Source organism: Shewanella sp. DC2-4 (assembly GCF_013248875.1).
Lineage (GTDB): Bacteria > Pseudomonadota > Gammaproteobacteria > Enterobacterales > Shewanellaceae > Shewanella > Shewanella oncorhynchi.
Map to the genome: position 1 here is coordinate 2,093,066 of NZ_JABRVR010000002.1, position 16,951 is coordinate 2,110,016.

The following is a 16,951-nucleotide window of genomic DNA, read 5'->3' on the forward strand; positions in this document are numbered from 1 at the left end:
TGCATACCTACCCTTTTAACTGGCCTTCAAGCACTTGGTATTGACCTTGCTGTAATTCTGCTAGCGATAACTTAAACACTTCCACTTGCCCTTCATTAGGTGTGCGCTGTAATGACCAATGGCTCGTGATAAGTAATTTGCTAGCTCGTTCATCATCCGCTTGCCATTCCGTCGAATAGACATAAAGCAAGGTTTGATTATCGCTATCCCATAGAACGGCCTCGGGCTTAGCCAGCATCAGCGGTAATTGTTGTAACTTGTTAGGCGTCACCGAGGCTTGCGCTGTGCTGAGTTGCCGCTCTTTTATAGCCAGCAATGCGCTAGGCTCGCGGCCTAAACGCGCCGTTACCGCAGCTTGAATTGATGGCGTCATAAACCCTAACGCCTGCTGACTTGAGCCTAGGCGCTTCTGCTGCTCTGGTTTGGCGAGTACTTCATCCGTCCACTTTGCAAACTGGGCTTGGCGCAGTGGGCTATTATTGAGTGCTTGAATAAACTGCGCGCGGGTATCGAGGGATTGAATAGTGCCCAGCTTTTTAGCGACGGCCACGTCGGTACCAAAGGCGGCTTCGCCTGGACTATAGGCCCAGCCTAAATCGGGGCTCATGCTGCTACCGTCAGGCAGATCGATACGCGCATGGGGCACGGTTAACACTTCACCCGTTCCGCGCGCGACTGTCTCAGTGTCAAAGCGATGGATATAGCCTTCGCCATTTTCCACAGTGATCCCCATCGCCTTCACCTGCGCCTCGGTGAGCGCCCGAACGCGGCAACGACAGCCCCAGCCATTGGGAGGATAAATGATGTCCCATATTGGATCGTCAAAGCGGAAAACTTTACCCCTAAGCCGCGCATGGGCTGGCCGTGTTTGACCGTCATCTATCGCGACATACTGCCAATAGGGGTGAGTTTTGGTGCGCGACAACATGCGCCGATAGCGCCCAGCCATGTAGGCGGTTTGCAGGTTTTGACGATAGATAGTGTTTAAGCGGTAGGGACTTCCCAACTGTACCTCGCGGCCATCGACTTCCTTTTTGCCCCACCATCCGAGCTTTTCGAGTTGAGGTTTAAGGTTGGCCTGAAACTGCTTAGCGGTTAACCCTTGGCTTAGGGCTGCATCCACTTCATTACGGATCGCCGTGAGCACATCCATCTGTGCCGCCTTGGCCACCGTAAAGGCACGGGCGTGAGCGCGAGTCCACACGTCTTGCCAATCGTCACTGATGGCAAAGCCTTTGGCACGAAAATAGGCCACCGCATCGGCGGGTGCTTGGTTAATGGCAATGCTTAAATCAACGGTTTTAGGCATTGGCGATTCCCCATAGTTCGGCCACAAACATTAACCGCGCTAAGGTTTCGGTAAGCTGCTCGGTATCCATGGCGGGATAGTCCTTTTCCAGTTGCGCCCGCAGCTGCTCCGGCTCGCTCTGCAGTTGTGCCAGTAATGGCTCTACCATCGCCATATAGGCTTCGCTCATTTGACCTTGAGTGAGTGCATCCAAGGCTTTATCTAAGGCGGTTTGGCTCGGTTCACTCAACGGGGCACTAGACGGTTGAGCGGCTAAAGCCGCCAATGCTGTCTGGTTAGCAGCGCTGGCATTGGGGTCTTCTTGCTGGATCACCAGCACGGCTTCGCCATTCGCGGGCTTAGGGATACGGGTCTTTTCATGCAGCCAGTTTTGTGGGATCTGCATGCCCATGCTGACGAACGCACGCAGCGGATACGCTAAGGCGCGTAAATCTTCGGCTTCTGTGGTATCAAAGACCAAACGTGGATGACGACGATGGCTTTGATAACTCTTGCAGTTGAGCGCATACAAGGGGGCTACTAAGTCGCGAGTTAAGGTTTCGGCAATCAGGCTAAGGTCAGCATCACGCAGCTCTTGGCGCACTTCGTTATGCACATTACCGAGCGCATTAGTTGAGCTTTTACCGTCGGCTTGGCTGGTCAAGGTACCGCCTAAAATCACCTTGCTCATGGTCTTTTCAGCCCAGCTAATCATCAAATCAAAGGGATCGGCTTGACCTGTGGCGGCACTCTCAAAATCCATCACCATGCCCTTGGGCATAATGCCACCCGCGTTATGGCCAATGCTCATCACTGCATTTAACAGGGCGCGCTTTTCCTCATCGCTGGCCCCCGCTGGATACTGACCAATCCGCAGCGGCAAACCGTAGATCTCAAGGAACTCGGCTAAGTCGCGCACACTGTAGTTTTTAAAAATAAAGGGCCAGATTAACTGACGCACTAAACCACTGCGGCTAACATAGCCCGACTTGGCTGGATGAATATGTTTGATCCAACCAAAGGGCCACAGGTCAGCGCCATTGACCGTGGCATCACGCAGCCGCAGTTCGTTGCGCCGCTCAGGGTGAGTCATAAACCAAGACGGATCGCGATACTCTGGCACTTCAATAAACCATTCGCCTAGCTCACGCGTCCAGGCTAACTCGTGCATGCTAAAGCCCTTGAGAATGGCATCACTCATTGACTTAATGAGCGTCTTTATCCAGTTACCTTCCTCAAGCATTTCTTGCAGATATTCAGTGTCGGCCTTTTCCTGTGGCGTCGGGTTACGGGGTGGTATTAAATAGTAATCCACGCCGATCAGCGCCCGTTTGCGCTTGTCTAACTCGGCATATAGGTGGCCGTCTTTCTCTTCGATATCTTCGGCCAGTTCACATTGAGCAATGAGATCGCCTTGCTCGGCGGCCTGTAAAATATTGGCTGCACTGGCGGGCGTCAAGCCGCTACTGGGGTGCTGGCTAAAGGTACGTTGCAAGCCAATTAAACGCACATCGTCGGTCTGCAGTGCTTTGGCTTCACGCTGCTTAAACGGCCGACCACTGGCGTCCAAAATACGTGATTCAGTTGTTTTTTCTTGCATTACCAGCAACCTCGCTGCGTTTGATGATCATCATCCTCATGGGCACTTGCTGCAGCATTCGGATTACGGTGATCACTCCTAGGAATGGGGGTGAACTCTATGGGGGCACCGTCTAAGGTGGAGGCGTATACCATCAAGAAGAGGCTGATTGCGGCATCACCGTGGCGTTCTTTTTCTTGGCCTGTGCGTACATCGCCAAGGCATGGCGTACCTCGACGGTTAATGCTTAAGGCCCGCAGATCAGTACTGGTGTCGTCGTCCCTTGGAATAGTGATAAGCCCATCTTCAAAGTGACTTTTAAAACGTGGCATTTGCTCGCGGTAAAAGGACTCAGACAGCATCACGCAGGCGATCACTTCACTACCGTATTTATCCTGGGCGTATTCCGCTAACGCTTGGCCGTTACCGCGCGCATCCATCGCGCCGCCCCTCAGCCGTGGCAAGCGGTCCACAATGTAAAACAGGATCTGCTCTTGTTGGCGAAAGGGAATGTTTTTAAGCTCAACCTGTAACTTAGTTTTAATGTGCAAGTCTTGGGCGATTTCACCCACGTCAATCACGGTTAAGTCACCACTACGGGCAAAGTCTTCACCAAAGCAATGGGGGCGCGCAGGGTCTAAGCTATCGAGAACCGGCTTTAGTTCATCCTCACACCATTTAAGGATCTCCGCCGCCCGTAAACTCTCTGGCCATTGTCCAAAAGCATCGTCTTTTTTAAGGCGAACAACGGGGCCGCTATCTGTCACGCTGGCCATGCGGGCTTCAATTAACGCGCGGTTAAGATAGGAACCACCGCCAGACTTTGGCACGCAGAAAGAAACGTTCGATAAAGGGCTTTTCCCAACCTGAGTATGGGTTAGCACGGCTTTGTTCTAAGTCGAGTAAGTGATAGATGCTCGTGGTTCGCTGGCTGACATAATCGCTGCCGTTATCGGTACGCATTAAGCCACCTTGGTTTGGAACTCCCCAAGCCAGCAAGGTTTTACGCATTAAAAGGCAAATACCTTCGCTTGATGAAGTGGGCGAAACAAGCAGTTTGACGCGACGAGTGAAGCAATCGATCACCGCAATAATGGTGTGTCGCCCTTCTTTCAACATGGCATCGACTGGGGTTGAGTCAAATTCCCATACATCGTTTGGCGCAGCCATCCATGGATAGGTTTGCTCAACCGCAGTCCGGTATTTATCGTTGAATTTTTTAGGGTTTGTAGTGAAAGTAAAGGCCGCTTGATTCTGGCTTATCCATTTATTCACCCATCGGCGAATGCTGGAGATGCTTGGGATCTGCCAAGGCATGTCGGTTTTAATCGCATAGATCTCGGCTAGCTTTTTAAGCTGCTTTGCCTTGCCCGCTAGATGCGGTTTAGCGGTGATCAGCCCCTTTAGGAAGTCGGCTAAGTCGGGCTCGTCGTTCAGTAGACAAGGACGCTCAACTTTATATTTACCAGCGAGTGCGCTAACGCCATCTTTTGCTAAGACCTTTTCCCAACGGCGGATCGTTACAATAGAAACGCTGCTAATAATTGAGAATACCCAGTCCGGTAGTGCAATCGAACGCTGGGCATACGCTTTGCAGAATGCTTTTTCACCATCAACGAGCTTGCGAACCTCAAGGTAAGGCATGCAGAATTTAGCCTTGGCATTGACGATCAGCATCTTTGCATCAGCCCGCTTTTGCGCTTTATCAGGTAGATTTATAAACTGCTGAATGCTCTTGGCTTTTTCTGTTTGACTCACTGCAGGGATTTGCAGTTTGGCAACAGCAGATCCCGCACGCATCAGGGACGTTGGAGATTTTGCTATCTGCTCCGCATCCTGTTTTGCCAGCTTCTGACGAGCCTCAAGGGGTAAACTATTTAGGTGATATTCAAATCCTCCACCTAGCCCTTGTCGCCTTTGCTTTTGCCAGTTTTCATGTTTTGCCCTATCACGGATGCGTCTATCCCCGACATCCAATAGCTCTGCAATTTCTACAGTGCTAAACCATTCCTTAGTCATGGTGCTCTCCCACTAAATCAACACCAAGGTATTCAGATAAAGCAGCCATGATCTTGATGGCTTTTAAGCGTTTAGGTTTACGACCTGTATTGGGTGCAAACCATTGAACGCACTTCTGAACCGTCCTTGGGTTATATCCATGCGTAATCGCCCACGCACGGCAGCTTTGTCCATTTGCGAGCAAGGCTGCATGTATATGACGAGCGCTTTCTATCTTCATAAGAATTACCGTGCTAATATTTTGATTATGTTCGCATTGCGAACGAACGCAGTTTAACTACAATACGTTACGCACTGCGTAACGTATTGCGAATATAGATCCGAGTTAGGCACAAATCAACAGCTTTTTGCTTTTTTGCGCAGAAAATTACGCACTAAAGTTATTTTAGTGCGCAAAAGATTGATGTAGTTTCGGTTTAATATTCAGTAAACCATTACTTATTCGGTAGTTTTTAAGTAATAACTATTGCTCTCTTGAGCGTTAAATAGATTTTGGTTCGAGGAAAATAATGAAGTCGGAAGCCTTACATTCAGATCCAACTTTAGATCCGACTTCCACAACTGAAGTCGGCACTCTTGCTGACCGTATTTCGGAAGCTATTGGGAAAAACAGTATTAGAGAGTTCGCCATTAAAATTGGCGTATCTGAAGGTACCCTACGTAATCTAATCAAAGGTGGAGAACCTAAGTTAGATACAGCAATACGTATAGCAGAAGAGGCTGGCGTGAGCATTCGTTGGCTTGCAACTGGCAATGGCCCTAAATACCCGAATCGCCAACGCGATGAAATTTCCCAGGAAGGTATTGTTTACGTCCACCAAGACCAATTCAATGAAGAGTATTTCTTGATTGAAGGCTATGACGTGGTGGTAAGCACTGGGCATGGTGCGTTTAATGATGAAACAGGTGTACGCAGACGGCTGCCGTTTAGAAAGAACTGGCTTAAATACCGTAGTTTAAAGCCCGAGAATCTTAAAGTCGTCTATGCCAAAGGCAATTCGATGGAGCCCGCCATACACAGCGGAGATAGCTTACTGGTCGATATCAGCAAAACGACGCTAGAAGACGGCTGTATCTTCGTATTACGTCTGGGCGACGATCTTTACGCCAAGCGCTTACAGAAACTATTTGATGGCGGCATAGAGATACTCAGTGACAACAAGGAGTATAAATCTCAGATTGTCTCTGCGGGTGAACTGCCAATGCTGCAAATTATTGGCAAAGTCGTGTGGATGGGTAAAAACCTCGATTGAATCTTTAAAAGTTCCGAGTTTATCAATCTTGATGAACTGTGATTATTTTTCAAAGCTGGCGAACCATTTTGGCGCCAGCTTTGTTTTTATCAATCCTAGTGAATCACTTCCGACTTAACTCACTACTCGCACAACTCTTGTACACCAAGGCCTCCCGCCTAGTTTCAACTAATCTCGGCTGTTCTCACTTATTGTCAATCCATTTGACTGGTTACAATTTCACTAACTGTAATTAACACGCGCTGTGGTAGCGCATCTGGTGCCACAACGGATAGTGAAGTGCATCACTTCATTTGAAAAACTGCTCACGCTAATTCGATAAAGCCTCAATTAACACCTCCATCAACAACAGCAAACTTGTTAAAACAGAAAAACGGACTTTAACGGCAAAAAGATAACCCACGTTTTCTATCGGTATAAAGAACTGAGTAAATTCACATTACCCCACCTGAGATCCTTTTTGAGCGGTTTGAGTCTTAAGTACTCGACCAAGTACCAAAAACAGTGTCGATTATTTAGCGAATGATTTCAATTTCATAGAATCACAGCTTAAAAACGATGGACTCAATTATGGCTATATTGCGAATTGTTAAGTGGTTTTTCACGAAAAATGTCGAATTCTGCACCACGATGCACATTAGATGAGCACTTAACAGCATAATTACACTTTTTTTAGTAACTCGAGTTGACTCATCCAACAGAGCGTTTTACTATGCGCTCCGTTCTCAACGAGTCGCTACGATTGTGTGAAACGATTCCCCTGTAGTTCAGTCGGTAGAACGGCGGACTGTTAATCCGTATGTCACTGGTTCAAGTCCAGTCAGGGGAGCCAATTTAAGCACATGATAAAAATGAGTTAGAACAAGCAGTAAGATAAGTTGTAAACAATTCCCCTGTAGTTCAGTCGGTAGAACGGCGGACTGTTAATCCGTATGTCACTGGTTCAAGTCCAGTCAGGGGAGCCAATTACATTATCAAGCTGAAGCATTAAAATGATTCCCCTGTAGTTCAGTCGGTAGAACGGCGGACTGTTAATCCGTATGTCACTGGTTCAAGTCCAGTCAGGGGAGCCAATTTAAGCAAGCTAAAAAGTCGATAGTAATATCGCACCTCGATTCCCCTGTAGTTCAGTCGGTAGAACGGCGGACTGTTAATCCGTATGTCACTGGTTCAAGTCCAGTCAGGGGAGCCACTTTAAAAGTGTTATTTCTGTAAAGTCGATAGCAATATCGCACCCTCTACTCCCCTGTAGTTCAGTCGGTAGAACGGCGGACTGTTAATCCGTATGTCACTGGTTCAAGTCCAGTCAGGGGAGCCAATTTATTCTTCATTTTGTTCCCGTGCCTTTGCCTCTTCTGGCTTCTAGTTACCCTATTATTTTCCGTTTTGTTTTTAAGCAAATGCAGTTACACTGTTATCAGCTTATTAATAAAAATTTATGAGTGTCATCACACAGATAGCTGCAGTTAAGTATTCTTGACTTAAACTTATCCTGTTTGAGCTCACCCAAAAAAATAGAGCGGATTTTTATGGCCATGTCAAAATCATATCCAATTTTTTTACTGCTTATTTTCTTAGGTCTTTTTGCTTGGGTTTATCAAAGCGAAAATAGCCAATTACAAGTCCAACAACAGCAAGAACTGGATAGCTTTAAAACCAGTTTAACCCGCTACCAACAATGGCAAGGTGATGGCGCCGAACTCTTCAAAAAGCTTTCTGAAAATTACCCATTCCAATTTTTCCAATATATTGATGATACCGATGGCCAACTGAGTTATACCGAAGGTCGTTTAGACACCCAACATCCTCATCCTTTAGCCCGTTTATTTTCTATCGAGCTCAGTCATACACAAAAATTGGCAACCGGTCGTTTACAAGTCAAACTCAGTGCAAACCAAGCGATTGAAACTTCGATTAGTCATACTCAAAAGCTCGGTGTCATGTTACTGGTGGCTTACCTTATCTTGCTGTTAGTGTTTATTCTGTTAATGTCAAAACATAGGGCGGCGATACGTTATGCTGCTGATTATATTTCAAAAATACCTGAGTTAGGGTTTTCTGCTGTCGCATCATCAAAACTCACAGGTGAGCTCAACCCCATTGGAATATCCCTTGAAGAGTGTCGTCTTCAACTTAAAGCCCAAATCGATAAACTCAATCAAGAGAATGAAAAGCTGCATAAAGCGGCCTATCAAGACACAGTGACGGGTTTTGGTAGTCGCCAGCGCTTTACCCAAAAATTAGAAACCATAAGTAATCCCGATATTCCTCAATTGGGGCTGATGGCAATGGTTAAGGCGACAGAGCTTGCGCAAATCAATCAAAAACAAGGGCGAACAGCGGGGGATGATTATCTTTCAAGGGTGGCAAATTGTATCCGCAAAGCCTGTAGTAAGTATTCAGATGCAGAATGTTTCAGGGTATCGAGCGCTGATTTTGCCATCTTTATTCCTGATGTCATGCTGAAGGATGCGCCAAAATTTTTAGATCAATTAAAAATTTATCTCGATGAATATTTGCTGATGACAAAAGCGGAATCTGTTGCCCATATCGGTTTAGTTCCCTATCACCAAGGTACCGATGCGGTTAATTTACTGACGATTGCGGATACCGCAGTCAGCATAGCGCAAACCCTTGGGCCTAATAGCTATCATATCCAAGAAAAACTCAATGGTGACGAGCAGTTTGGCGATGATCGCTGGAAAATGGCGATCAATGATTTAGTCACTCGCCAAGCATTAAAATTCTACCAACAGCCAATTCAGCCGTGTCGTACCGATGTAGAGGTTTACCGTGAGTTGTTGGCGCGCTTTTACAATAGCGAAGGCAAGTTCTTACCCACCACCACAGTGATCGCTATGGCAGAACGTCACGGTATGAGTTCTGAATTAGATAAACTGGTGGTGATCAGTGCATTAAGAATGCTTAAGGAAAACCCGACCATTTCGGGTAACTTTGGCATCAATATCAGCGCATTTTCTGCGCATCAAGATATGTTTGTCGCTTGGCTAAAGGACATTTTAGGCAAGCAAAAATACATCGCCTCGCGCTTAGTATTTGAGATCAATGAGTCAGGTATGCAGTCTAACTTAGGGGCAAGCTATAAGTTCGTTCGCGAAATACATAGCGTTGGATCACGGGTGTCGATAGAGCGTTTTGGCATGAGCTTTACGTCCTTCAAATTCTTCAGTGAAGTGCGTCCAGACTACATAAAGCTTGATGGCAGCTACACATCGAATATCGATGAAGACAGCAATAATAAGTTCTTCGTCCGTATGATGGTGGATGTTGCAAGACGGATAGGCATTCGGGTTATTGCGACCAGCGTCGAACGCCAAGAAGAAAAACTCACCCTCGAAAAACTCTTAGTTGATGGATTGCAAGGCTATTACATAGCACAGCCCCAAGCCATGGCGATTACAGATCAAATTTAATACTTTAACGGGTTAATTAGTCGCCAAAATTTACAGTAAAGATGGTTAACCCTGCATTCTATATGTTGTTTATGCAAACGGAAAAGTCGATAATACGGCCAAGATCCGTTTAGAAAAGTATTGAGATGACTGAATATCTCCTCTTGTTGATCAGTACAGTACTGGTCAACAATTTCGTTTTAGTGAAATTCTTAGGCTTGTGTCCTTTCATGGGGGTCTCCAGTAAACTGGAGTCCGCTATTGGCATGTCTATGGCGACCACTTTTGTACTGACGTTAGCCTCTATTCTCAGTTACCTCGTCAACCAGTATCTATTATTACCCTTTGATCTGAGCTACCTGCGAACCATGAGCTTCATTTTAGTGATTGCGGTTGTGGTGCAATTTACTGAAATGGTGGTGCAAAAAACCAGTGCTGCACTGCATCGCGCTTTAGGGATTTACCTGCCGCTGATCACAACTAACTGTGCTGTTTTGGGTGTTGCCCTATTGAACGTTAACGAGAAGCACGATTTTATCCAATCGGCTATCTATGGCTTTGGTGCTGCATTAGGCTTCTCATTAGTGTTAATTCTCTTCTCGGCGATGCGCGAACGTTTAGCTGCCGCAGATGTCCCCTTACCTTTCAAAGGCGGCGCCATAGCGATGATCACCGCAGGTCTTATGTCCCTCGCCTTTATGGGATTCACAGGATTGGTTAAGTAAGATGTCCGGAATTTTAATTGCAGTCATATTGTTGACCCTATTGGCATTAGTCTTTGGACTATTACTCGGTTTTGCCGCCGTTAAATTTAAGGTTGAAGGCAATCCGATTGTCGATGAACTCGAAGCGATTCTGCCACAAACCCAATGTGGTCAATGTGGTTACCCGGGCTGTCGCCCTTACGCTGAAGCGATTGCCAACGGTGATAAAGTCAACAAATGCCCTCCCGGCGGCACTGCCACCATGGAAAAACTGGCGACCCTGATGGGCGTCGAGCCAGAGCCGCTGAATGCCGAAGCACAATCTCAAGTGAAAAAGGTCGCCTACATACGTGAAGACGAATGTATTGGCTGCACTAAGTGTATTCAAGCCTGCCCCGTGGATGCGATTATCGGTGCAGGTAAGCTTATGCATACTGTGCTAACAACCGATTGCACGGGTTGCGATCTCTGTGTTGAGCCTTGTCCCGTCGATTGTATTGATATGATCCCAGTCACCCAAAATCTTAAAAATTGGAACTGGCGCTTAAATGCCATCCCAGTGACTCTCATCCAAGACACTCTCATCAAAGAGATTCAGAACCAAGACCCACAGTTAGAAGAGGAAAAGCGGTGTTAACTTTATTAGATCAATTAGATAAAGGAACCCTTTGGCGCTCACACGGTGGTATACATCCACCCGAAGTCAAATTCCTCTCGAACGCGACGCCGATTAGCCAACTGCCCTTAGCCACTACGTACTTAGTGCCCATCCCTCAAGTCGGTGAAAACTGCACACTTGCGGTAAACATCGGCGATAGTGTATTAAAAGGCACACCGTTAACTCAAGGTACCTCCATTTGGCATTTACCTGTGCATGCGCCGACATCAGGCACTATCGTTGCCATTGAGCCAAGGGCCAGCAACCACGCCTCAGCATTGCCGGTTAACACTTGCGTTATCCAGGCCGATGGTAAAGACACTTGGTGTGAGCTGGTGCAAAATGAGCTTGATGACTTAAGCCATCAACAGATGATCGATAAGATCCGTGCCGCTGGCATTGCAGGCATGGGCGGCGCGGCGTTTCCAACTCATATTAAGCTTAATCCGGTCAGTGAAATTGATTTAGTCATCATCAACGGCGTCGAGTGCGAACCTTATATCAGCGCCGATGACAGATTAATGCGCGAATACAGCCAAGATATCCTCGCTGGTATTGGCATTATTCATCGGCTATTAACGCCAAAACGCATTGTTATCGCCATTGAAGATAATAAACCAGAAGCGGCAAAAGCCATGCAAGCTGCAGTCGTGCAATGTGGGCTGCCAGCGGACAGCATTCGGGTAACGGTCATTCCGACAAAATATCCTTCTGGTGGTGAAAAGCAGTTAATTCAAATCATTACTGGCCGCGAAGTACCCTCGGGCGCTATTCCCGCCAAACTCGGTATCGTCGTGCATAACGTCGGCACTGCCTTTGCGATTCATCAAGCGGTTACACAAGGTAAACCGCTGATTGAGCGTGTTGTGACTGTGACAGGCAAAAATGTCGGTAAACCGGGGAACTACTGGTTACCGATAGGCACACCTGTTGAGCATGTGCTGGCTGCGACTGAGTTCACGCCAGAGCCTGAACAAAAGGTGATTATTGGCGGGCCTATGATGGGCCATGCATTGGCGAATATCCAAGTGCCTATTTTAAAAGGTACTAACTGTATTCTGGTGCCAAGCAGCCAAGAAATAGGAACTACGCCAGAAGAAAAAGCCTGTATCCGCTGCGGCGAATGCGCCAATGCCTGCCCTGCACTCTTATTGCCACAGCAACTCTTTTGGCACGCCAAGGCCGAAGAATATGACAAAGCTGCCAGCTACAATCTAAAGGATTGTATTGAATGCGGTTGTTGTAGTTACGTCTGCCCGAGTGATATTCCCTTAGTCGAGTATTACCGCATTGCCAAATCTGCACTTAAACAAGCCGCCGATGAGAAGCAGCAAGCGGAGCGCGCTAAACAGCGTTTCGATGCCCGTTTAGCGCGTCTTGAAGAAGAAAAGCTTGCCCGTGAAGCTAAGGCCAAAGAAGCCGCAGAGCGCAGACAAGCAACTATGACTGGCACGGATAAAAATGCCGTCGCCGAAGCCATGGCACGGATCGCCGCGAAAAAAGCTGCAGCAGCACAATCAGCAACTGAAGAGTTGTCGACTGAAGAATCATTGAATCATCAATCAAACGTAACAAGCACTGATACGACAGACGCGCCCAAGGGTAAAGCTGCCGTTGCCGCAGCCATCGCCCGCGCTAAGGCGAAGAAAGCCGCCCAAGTGAATGCCAATGGTGCTGATACAAATGGTGCAGATACAAACAATGTGGTGAATGTTGATGCCAGTGATGAATCCTTCTTAGCAACAGATGCAATCACGCAAGAAGCGCCGTTATCTCAGAAGGACAAAGTCGCCGCGGCCATTGCTCGCGCCAAAGCTAAAAAGGCGGCTCAGCAAGCCGATACCACGCCGCTTGAAACGGCTGAAACAGCTGACAGCACACCAGAAGCCAGCGCTGCCGATGATAAAAAGGCCAAAGTGGCTGCCGCAGTCGCGCGGGCAAAAGCCAAGAAAGCGGCGCTGCAAGTAGAAACCGCCGCTAGTGATATTGAAGTTAGCAATACTGACGTTAGCGTTAGTGATGTTAGCGTTAGTGACGTTAATGATTCAGAAGCGATTAAGAAAGCCAAAGTAGCCGCCGCGGTTGCCCGTGCTAAAGCGAAAAAAGCCGCGCAGCAAGTTGAGACAAATACTGACAATGATTTAACTCAGACCGCGGCTCCAGCAGTTGATTCCGCAGCTAGCGTTCAAGCAGATGTGAATGATGATACAGAAGCCGCCGCTACTGACGTTAACGACGCTGAAGCGATTAAAAAGGCCAAAGTGGCCGCCGCTGTTGCTCGTGCTAAAGCGAAGAAAATAGCTGCGGCATCAGCAGCTGAGTCTAAAACTGAGTCTGAAATAGAGTCCGTTGACGACATTCAAACTAAAGCTAACGTGGCATCGCCGTCGATAGCAGCGGCCCTTGATGCCGTCGCAGCCAAACCCGAAGCCGTTTTACCATCCGCAGAACAAATTGCAGAACCCATTGAAACGGCAGCCTTATCAGGCGATGAGCTTAAAAAAGCACGGATTGCTGCGACCATCGCCAAGGCGAAAGCCAAAAAAGCGGCACTCGCTCAACAAACCGAAGCTTCGAGCGATTCAAATGTTGCTAATGATTAAGAACAGAATGATAAAAAGGGAACACAATGGCGTTTAAAATAGCCTCATCACCCCATGTCACACGTAATTTGCATACCTCAACTGTGATGCAAAGGGTGATTTTATGTTTACTGCCGGGCCTTGTGGTGCAATGCGCCTTTTTTGGCTGGGGCACGCTGGTTCAAGTGTTGCTTGCGATTCTTGTTGCCCTAAGCTGTGAGGCCGCGGTGATGAAACTTCGCAATCGTGATATCAAAGCCAGCCTTAGCGATAACAGCGCCATGCTGACCGCAATCTTGATTGGTGTCGCCATTCCTCCCCTAGCACCTTGGTGGATGATAGTGATGGGCACCGCCTTTGCGATCGTTATCGTTAAGCACCTTTACGGCGGTTTAGGCCATAACCTGTTTAACCCTGCAATGGCGGCGTATGTATTGCTGTTAATCTCATTCCCAGTGCAAATGACCACTTGGATAGCACCGAGTACCGTTGCGCTGCATTCGCCTAGCCTATCTGAGAGCTTGCAACTTATCTTCAACATTGGCGCCCACGTTAACTTGGAACAGTTTCGTTTAGGGATAGATGGCATCGCAATGGCGACGCCACTCGATACCCTTAAAACCGATTTATCCCTAGGATTAACCACCACCGAAAGCCTGACTAAAGCCATCTTTGATGGCAGCACAGGCGTAGGTTGGTTCTGGGTGAATTTGGCTTATCTGGCTGGCGGTTTAGTATTACTTAAACTGAAAGCCATTCGTTGGCACATCAGTACTGGCGTGTTATTGGGGCTCTTTGTCGCATCGAGTATCGGTTTCTTACTGTCGCCCGATACCCAAGGCAGTCCCCTATTACATTTGTTTTCTGGCGCGACCATGTTAGCGGCATTTTTTATCGCAACCGATCCCGTCACAGCTGCAACCAGCCCCCGTGGTCGCATTATCTTCGGCGCGTTAATTGGTGTGTTGGTGTACATCATCCGCATTAAAGGCGGTTACCCTGACGCCTTTGCCTTTGCCGTGTTATTGGCTAACCTCTGCGCCCCCTTTATTGACTACTATGTGCGGCCACGCACCTATGGTCATTCAGCTAGCTAAGGCCATTGGGCGGACTACAGTCATGCTACAAGATAATGTCATTCTGCTGGCAACGAGAGCTTAAGGAAAAAGAGTTGAAAAATCCGATGATTAAAAATGGTTTTTTATTGGCACTGTTTGCCTTGATTTGCACGGGTCTCGTCGCCGCGGTCAATCAACAAACCTTTGACAAGATTAAGCAGCAAGAACAACAGGAATTGATGCGAGTATTGCAACAATTAATCCCTGATGAAATACATGATAACGAGCTTACCGCTCAGTGTACCTTGCTATTAAACAAAGAAGCATTAGGCACGGATAGTCCAATGCCGGCCTATATTGCTACCCATGCAGGCAAGCCTGTCGCTATCGCCATGGAAGCCATCGCACCCGATGGCTATAGCGGTAATATCAAATTAATTGTTGGAATTAATATCCAAGGTGAAGTCTTAGGCGTACGTACCTTGTCCCACCAAGAAACCCCTGGGCTGGGTGACAAAATTGAACTACGTAAATCGGATTGGGTCACTCAGTTTGTTGGTAAAGTGCTGGGCTCTGCAGATGATAAGCAATGGTTAGTTAAAAAAGATGGCGGCGATTTTGACCAATTTACCGGTGCAACCATCACCCCGCGCGCTTATGTTAAAGCAGTCAAAAACGCGGTATGGTATTTCAGCACTAACCAAGCACAAATTTTCAGCCAGCCGCTAAATTGTGAGGCCAACCATGACTAATTATCGCGAAATTGCGTGGCAAGGACTGTGGAAAAACAACCCAGGCCTAGTGCAACTGTTAGGTTTATGTCCGCTACTCGCGGTTACTGCAACGATCACTAACGCCCTTGGCCTTGGTCTAGCCACTATGCTGGTGCTGATTGGCTCTAACATTTTGGTGTCACTAGTGCGCGACTATGTGCCCAAAGAAATTCGTATTCCTGTGTTTGTGATGATCATCGCCGCGCTAGTCACCACAGTGCAACTGCTCATCAATGCCTATGCCTACGGCCTGTATTTATCCCTTGGGATCTTCCTGCCATTAATTGTGACGAACTGCATCATCATCGGCCGCGCCGAAGCCTTTGCCTCGCGCAATAATGCGTTTAGTGCCGCCTTCGATGGTCTAATGATGGGCCTTGGTTTTACTTTAGTGCTTACAGTGCTGGGCGCAACGCGGGAAATCTTAGGTCAAGGCACACTGTTTGATGGTGCGGATCAACTGCTCGGCCCATGGGCTAAATCGTTAACCATGCATCTATGGCAAGTCGATACCCCATTTCTCCTTGCTATGCTGCCACCAGGCGCATTCATCGTGATGGGATTATTGATTGCATTGAAAAATGTGATCGATAAAAAAGTCAAAGAACGCCAACCTCAAGTCGCCGCAGAGCCGAGTGTTACCCGCGCACGGATCACTAAGGTAGGTTAGGCTTTCAAGTAACGACAGGCATTATGGCGCTCGTGTTAACGCGTTTAATGTGTGCCTAGCACATGATTAGCGGCAAAACTCAAAGCATAAGAAAATCAGCGAACGTGGGTTGTAAACTCATCAATCATAATTAATAGGATATTAATAATGAGCGGTTGAGAGTTGAATCCCACCACAGCGCAGGAATCGTACATGAATCAAGAAAAACGTATCCAGATCCTCACTCGTCTTCGCGATAACAATCCCAAACCTGAAACCGAACTCAATTTTTCAAGTCCCTTCGAACTGCTAGTGGCAGTGACGTTATCGGCCCAAGCAACAGATGTGAGCGTCAACAAGGCAACAGACAAGCTCTTTCCTGTGGCAAACACAGCCCACAGCATTTATGCCCTTGGCGTAGAAGGTTTAAAGCAATACATAAAAACCATAGGCTTATACAACAACAAAGCAATCAATGTGATCAAAGCCTGTGAGATCTTAATTGAGAAATACAATGGCGAAGTGCCAGAAAACCGAGAAGCCCTAGAGTCTCTGCCCGGCGTAGGCCGCAAGACGGCTAACGTGGTACTAAACACTGCGTTTGGTTGGCCAACCATCGCCGTCGACACCCATATTTTTCGCCTCGCCAATCGCACTAAATTCGCGCCAGGTAAGAATGTGGTTGAAGTGGAAGAAAAAATGCTAAAAGTGGTTCCCGCAGAATTTAAAGTCGATGTGCACCACTGGTTTATCCTGCACGGACGCTACACTTGCCTTGCGCGCAAACCCCGCTGTGGCAGCTGTATCATTGAAGACTTGTGTGAATTTAAAGAAAAAATATACCCTGAAGAATAAGCTTCGAATCAACTGAGTGGAGCAAATTGACGTTTCAGTGTTGTTTTCACATTGATTAGACTGGATTTCAGACAAACAAAAAGCCGCAATAGCGGCTTTTTTGCTTAACTTGGAACTGGG

At 47.4% G+C, this 16,951-nt stretch carries 14 protein-coding genes and 5 tRNA genes; 14 read left to right on the top strand and 5 right to left on the bottom strand.

All coding sequences use genetic code 11. The features are described 5' to 3' along the window. Window positions 1-7: 7 nt before the first annotated feature. The 5 genes from HQQ92_RS09995 to HQQ92_RS10015 are packed head-to-tail and all read right to left on the bottom strand — an operon-like array spanning window position 8 to window position 5,106. Window positions 8-1,309, bottom strand: a complete 1,302-nt coding sequence (locus HQQ92_RS09995; protein ID WP_173245025.1) for a phage minor head protein — start codon at window positions 1,307-1,309, stop codon at window positions 8-10. Beyond that, window positions 1,302-2,888, bottom strand: coding sequence for a DUF935 domain-containing protein (locus tag HQQ92_RS10000; protein ID WP_173245029.1), 1,587 nt, complete (start codon window positions 2,886-2,888; stop codon window positions 1,302-1,304). Before HQQ92_RS10000 ends, HQQ92_RS09995 begins: the two co-directional genes overlap by 8 nt. Further along, window positions 2,888-3,697 (bottom strand): hypothetical protein, encoded by an 810-nt coding sequence (locus HQQ92_RS10005; RefSeq protein WP_254306317.1) that lies wholly within the window; start codon window positions 3,695-3,697, stop codon window positions 2,888-2,890. Before HQQ92_RS10005 ends, HQQ92_RS10000 begins: the two co-directional genes overlap by 1 nt. Next, on the bottom strand, window positions 3,666-4,886 hold the full coding sequence (locus HQQ92_RS10010; protein ID WP_254306318.1) for a DNA-binding protein: 1,221 nt from the start codon (window positions 4,884-4,886) through the stop codon (window positions 3,666-3,668). The genes HQQ92_RS10005 and HQQ92_RS10010 overlap by 32 nt, the downstream gene beginning before the upstream one ends. Then, on the bottom strand, window positions 4,879-5,106 hold the full coding sequence (locus HQQ92_RS10015; RefSeq protein ID WP_041411143.1) for a hypothetical protein: 228 nt from the start codon (window positions 5,104-5,106) through the stop codon (window positions 4,879-4,881). The genes HQQ92_RS10010 and HQQ92_RS10015 overlap by 8 nt, the downstream gene beginning before the upstream one ends. 289 nt (window positions 5,107-5,395) lie before the next feature. On the opposite strand from HQQ92_RS10015, the gene HQQ92_RS10020 reads away from it, so the two are divergent. The 14 genes from HQQ92_RS10020 to nth all read left to right on the top strand — a co-directional run bounded on the left by HQQ92_RS10020 (window position 5,396) and on the right by nth (window position 16,831). Further along, a complete protein-coding gene (locus HQQ92_RS10020; RefSeq protein WP_063884362.1) occupies window positions 5,396-6,139 on the top strand; it encodes a helix-turn-helix transcriptional regulator in 744 nt (247 codons plus the stop codon). A gap of 756 nt (window positions 6,140-6,895) precedes the next feature. Then, window positions 6,896-6,971 (top strand) — tRNA-Asn (locus HQQ92_RS10025). Window positions 6,972-7,028: 57 nt separating this feature from the next. Next, window positions 7,029-7,104 (top strand) — tRNA-Asn (locus tag HQQ92_RS10030). A gap of 32 nt (window positions 7,105-7,136) precedes the next feature. Beyond that, window positions 7,137-7,212: transfer RNA gene (locus tag HQQ92_RS10035), tRNA-Asn, on the top strand. A 43-nt stretch (window positions 7,213-7,255) separates the two neighbouring features. Further along, window positions 7,256-7,331: transfer RNA gene (locus HQQ92_RS10040), tRNA-Asn, on the top strand. Between the two features lie 50 nt (window positions 7,332-7,381). Then, window positions 7,382-7,457, top strand: a tRNA-Asn gene (locus tag HQQ92_RS10045). A gap of 211 nt (window positions 7,458-7,668) precedes the next feature. After that, the gene (locus tag HQQ92_RS10050) at window positions 7,669-9,573 is read left to right on the top strand and encodes a GGDEF domain-containing protein (RefSeq protein WP_173245031.1); all 1,905 of its coding nucleotides are present in this window, start codon (window positions 7,669-7,671) and stop codon (window positions 9,571-9,573) included. 125 nt (window positions 9,574-9,698) lie between these two features. Next, complete coding sequence (rsxA, locus tag HQQ92_RS10055) at window positions 9,699-10,277, top strand: electron transport complex subunit RsxA (protein ID WP_006081543.1); 579 nt, start codon at window positions 9,699-9,701, stop codon at window positions 10,275-10,277. 1 nt (window position 10,278) lies between these two features. Continuing rightward, complete coding sequence (rsxB, locus tag HQQ92_RS10060; protein WP_028760015.1) at window positions 10,279-10,893, top strand: electron transport complex subunit RsxB; 615 nt, start codon at window positions 10,279-10,281, stop codon at window positions 10,891-10,893. Then, window positions 10,887-13,517 carry an electron transport complex subunit RsxC gene (gene rsxC, locus HQQ92_RS10065; RefSeq protein ID WP_173245035.1) on the top strand — a complete coding sequence of 877 codons (2,631 nt, stop codon included), beginning with the start codon at window positions 10,887-10,889 and terminating at the stop codon, window positions 13,515-13,517. Before rsxB ends, rsxC begins: the two co-directional genes overlap by 7 nt. 26 nt (window positions 13,518-13,543) lie before the next feature. Next, window positions 13,544-14,593 carry an electron transport complex subunit RsxD gene (gene rsxD, locus HQQ92_RS10070; RefSeq protein ID WP_173245038.1) on the top strand — a complete coding sequence of 350 codons (1,050 nt, stop codon included), beginning with the start codon at window positions 13,544-13,546 and terminating at the stop codon, window positions 14,591-14,593. A gap of 74 nt (window positions 14,594-14,667) precedes the next feature. Continuing rightward, on the top strand, window positions 14,668-15,306 hold the full coding sequence (gene rsxG / locus HQQ92_RS10075) for an electron transport complex subunit RsxG (protein ID WP_131524983.1): 639 nt from the start codon (window positions 14,668-14,670) through the stop codon (window positions 15,304-15,306). After that, on the top strand, window positions 15,299-15,997 hold the full coding sequence (locus HQQ92_RS10080) for an electron transport complex subunit E (RefSeq protein ID WP_028760019.1): 699 nt from the start codon (window positions 15,299-15,301) through the stop codon (window positions 15,995-15,997). Before rsxG ends, HQQ92_RS10080 begins: the two co-directional genes overlap by 8 nt. Window positions 15,998-16,189: 192 nt before the next feature. Beyond that, a complete protein-coding gene (gene nth, locus HQQ92_RS10085; RefSeq protein ID WP_168825144.1) occupies window positions 16,190-16,831 on the top strand; it encodes an endonuclease III in 642 nt (213 codons plus the stop codon). Window positions 16,832-16,951 lie beyond the last annotated feature (120 nt).

Coding starts and splice junctions, on each gene's coding strand:
- HQQ92_RS09995 (WP_173245025.1), bottom strand. CDS start 1,309: ATGCCTAAAACCGTTGATTTAAGCATTGCCATTAACCAAGCACCCGCC.
- HQQ92_RS10000 (WP_173245029.1), bottom strand. CDS start 2,888: ATGCAAGAAAAAACAACTGAATCACGTATTTTGGACGCCAGTGGTCGG.
- HQQ92_RS10010 (WP_254306318.1), bottom strand. CDS start 4,886: ATGACTAAGGAATGGTTTAGCACTGTAGAAATTGCAGAGCTATTGGAT.
- HQQ92_RS10015 (WP_041411143.1), bottom strand. CDS start 5,106: ATGAAGATAGAAAGCGCTCGTCATATACATGCAGCCTTGCTCGCAAAT.
- HQQ92_RS10020 (WP_063884362.1), top strand. CDS start 5,396: ATGAAGTCGGAAGCCTTACATTCAGATCCAACTTTAGATCCGACTTCC.
- HQQ92_RS10050 (WP_173245031.1), top strand. CDS start 7,669: ATGGCCATGTCAAAATCATATCCAATTTTTTTACTGCTTATTTTCTTA.
- rsxA (WP_006081543.1), top strand. CDS start 9,699: ATGACTGAATATCTCCTCTTGTTGATCAGTACAGTACTGGTCAACAAT.
- rsxB (WP_028760015.1), top strand. CDS start 10,279: ATGTCCGGAATTTTAATTGCAGTCATATTGTTGACCCTATTGGCATTA.
- rsxD (WP_173245038.1), top strand. CDS start 13,544: ATGGCGTTTAAAATAGCCTCATCACCCCATGTCACACGTAATTTGCAT.
- HQQ92_RS10080 (WP_028760019.1), top strand. CDS start 15,299: ATGACTAATTATCGCGAAATTGCGTGGCAAGGACTGTGGAAAAACAAC.
- nth (WP_168825144.1), top strand. CDS start 16,190: ATGAATCAAGAAAAACGTATCCAGATCCTCACTCGTCTTCGCGATAAC.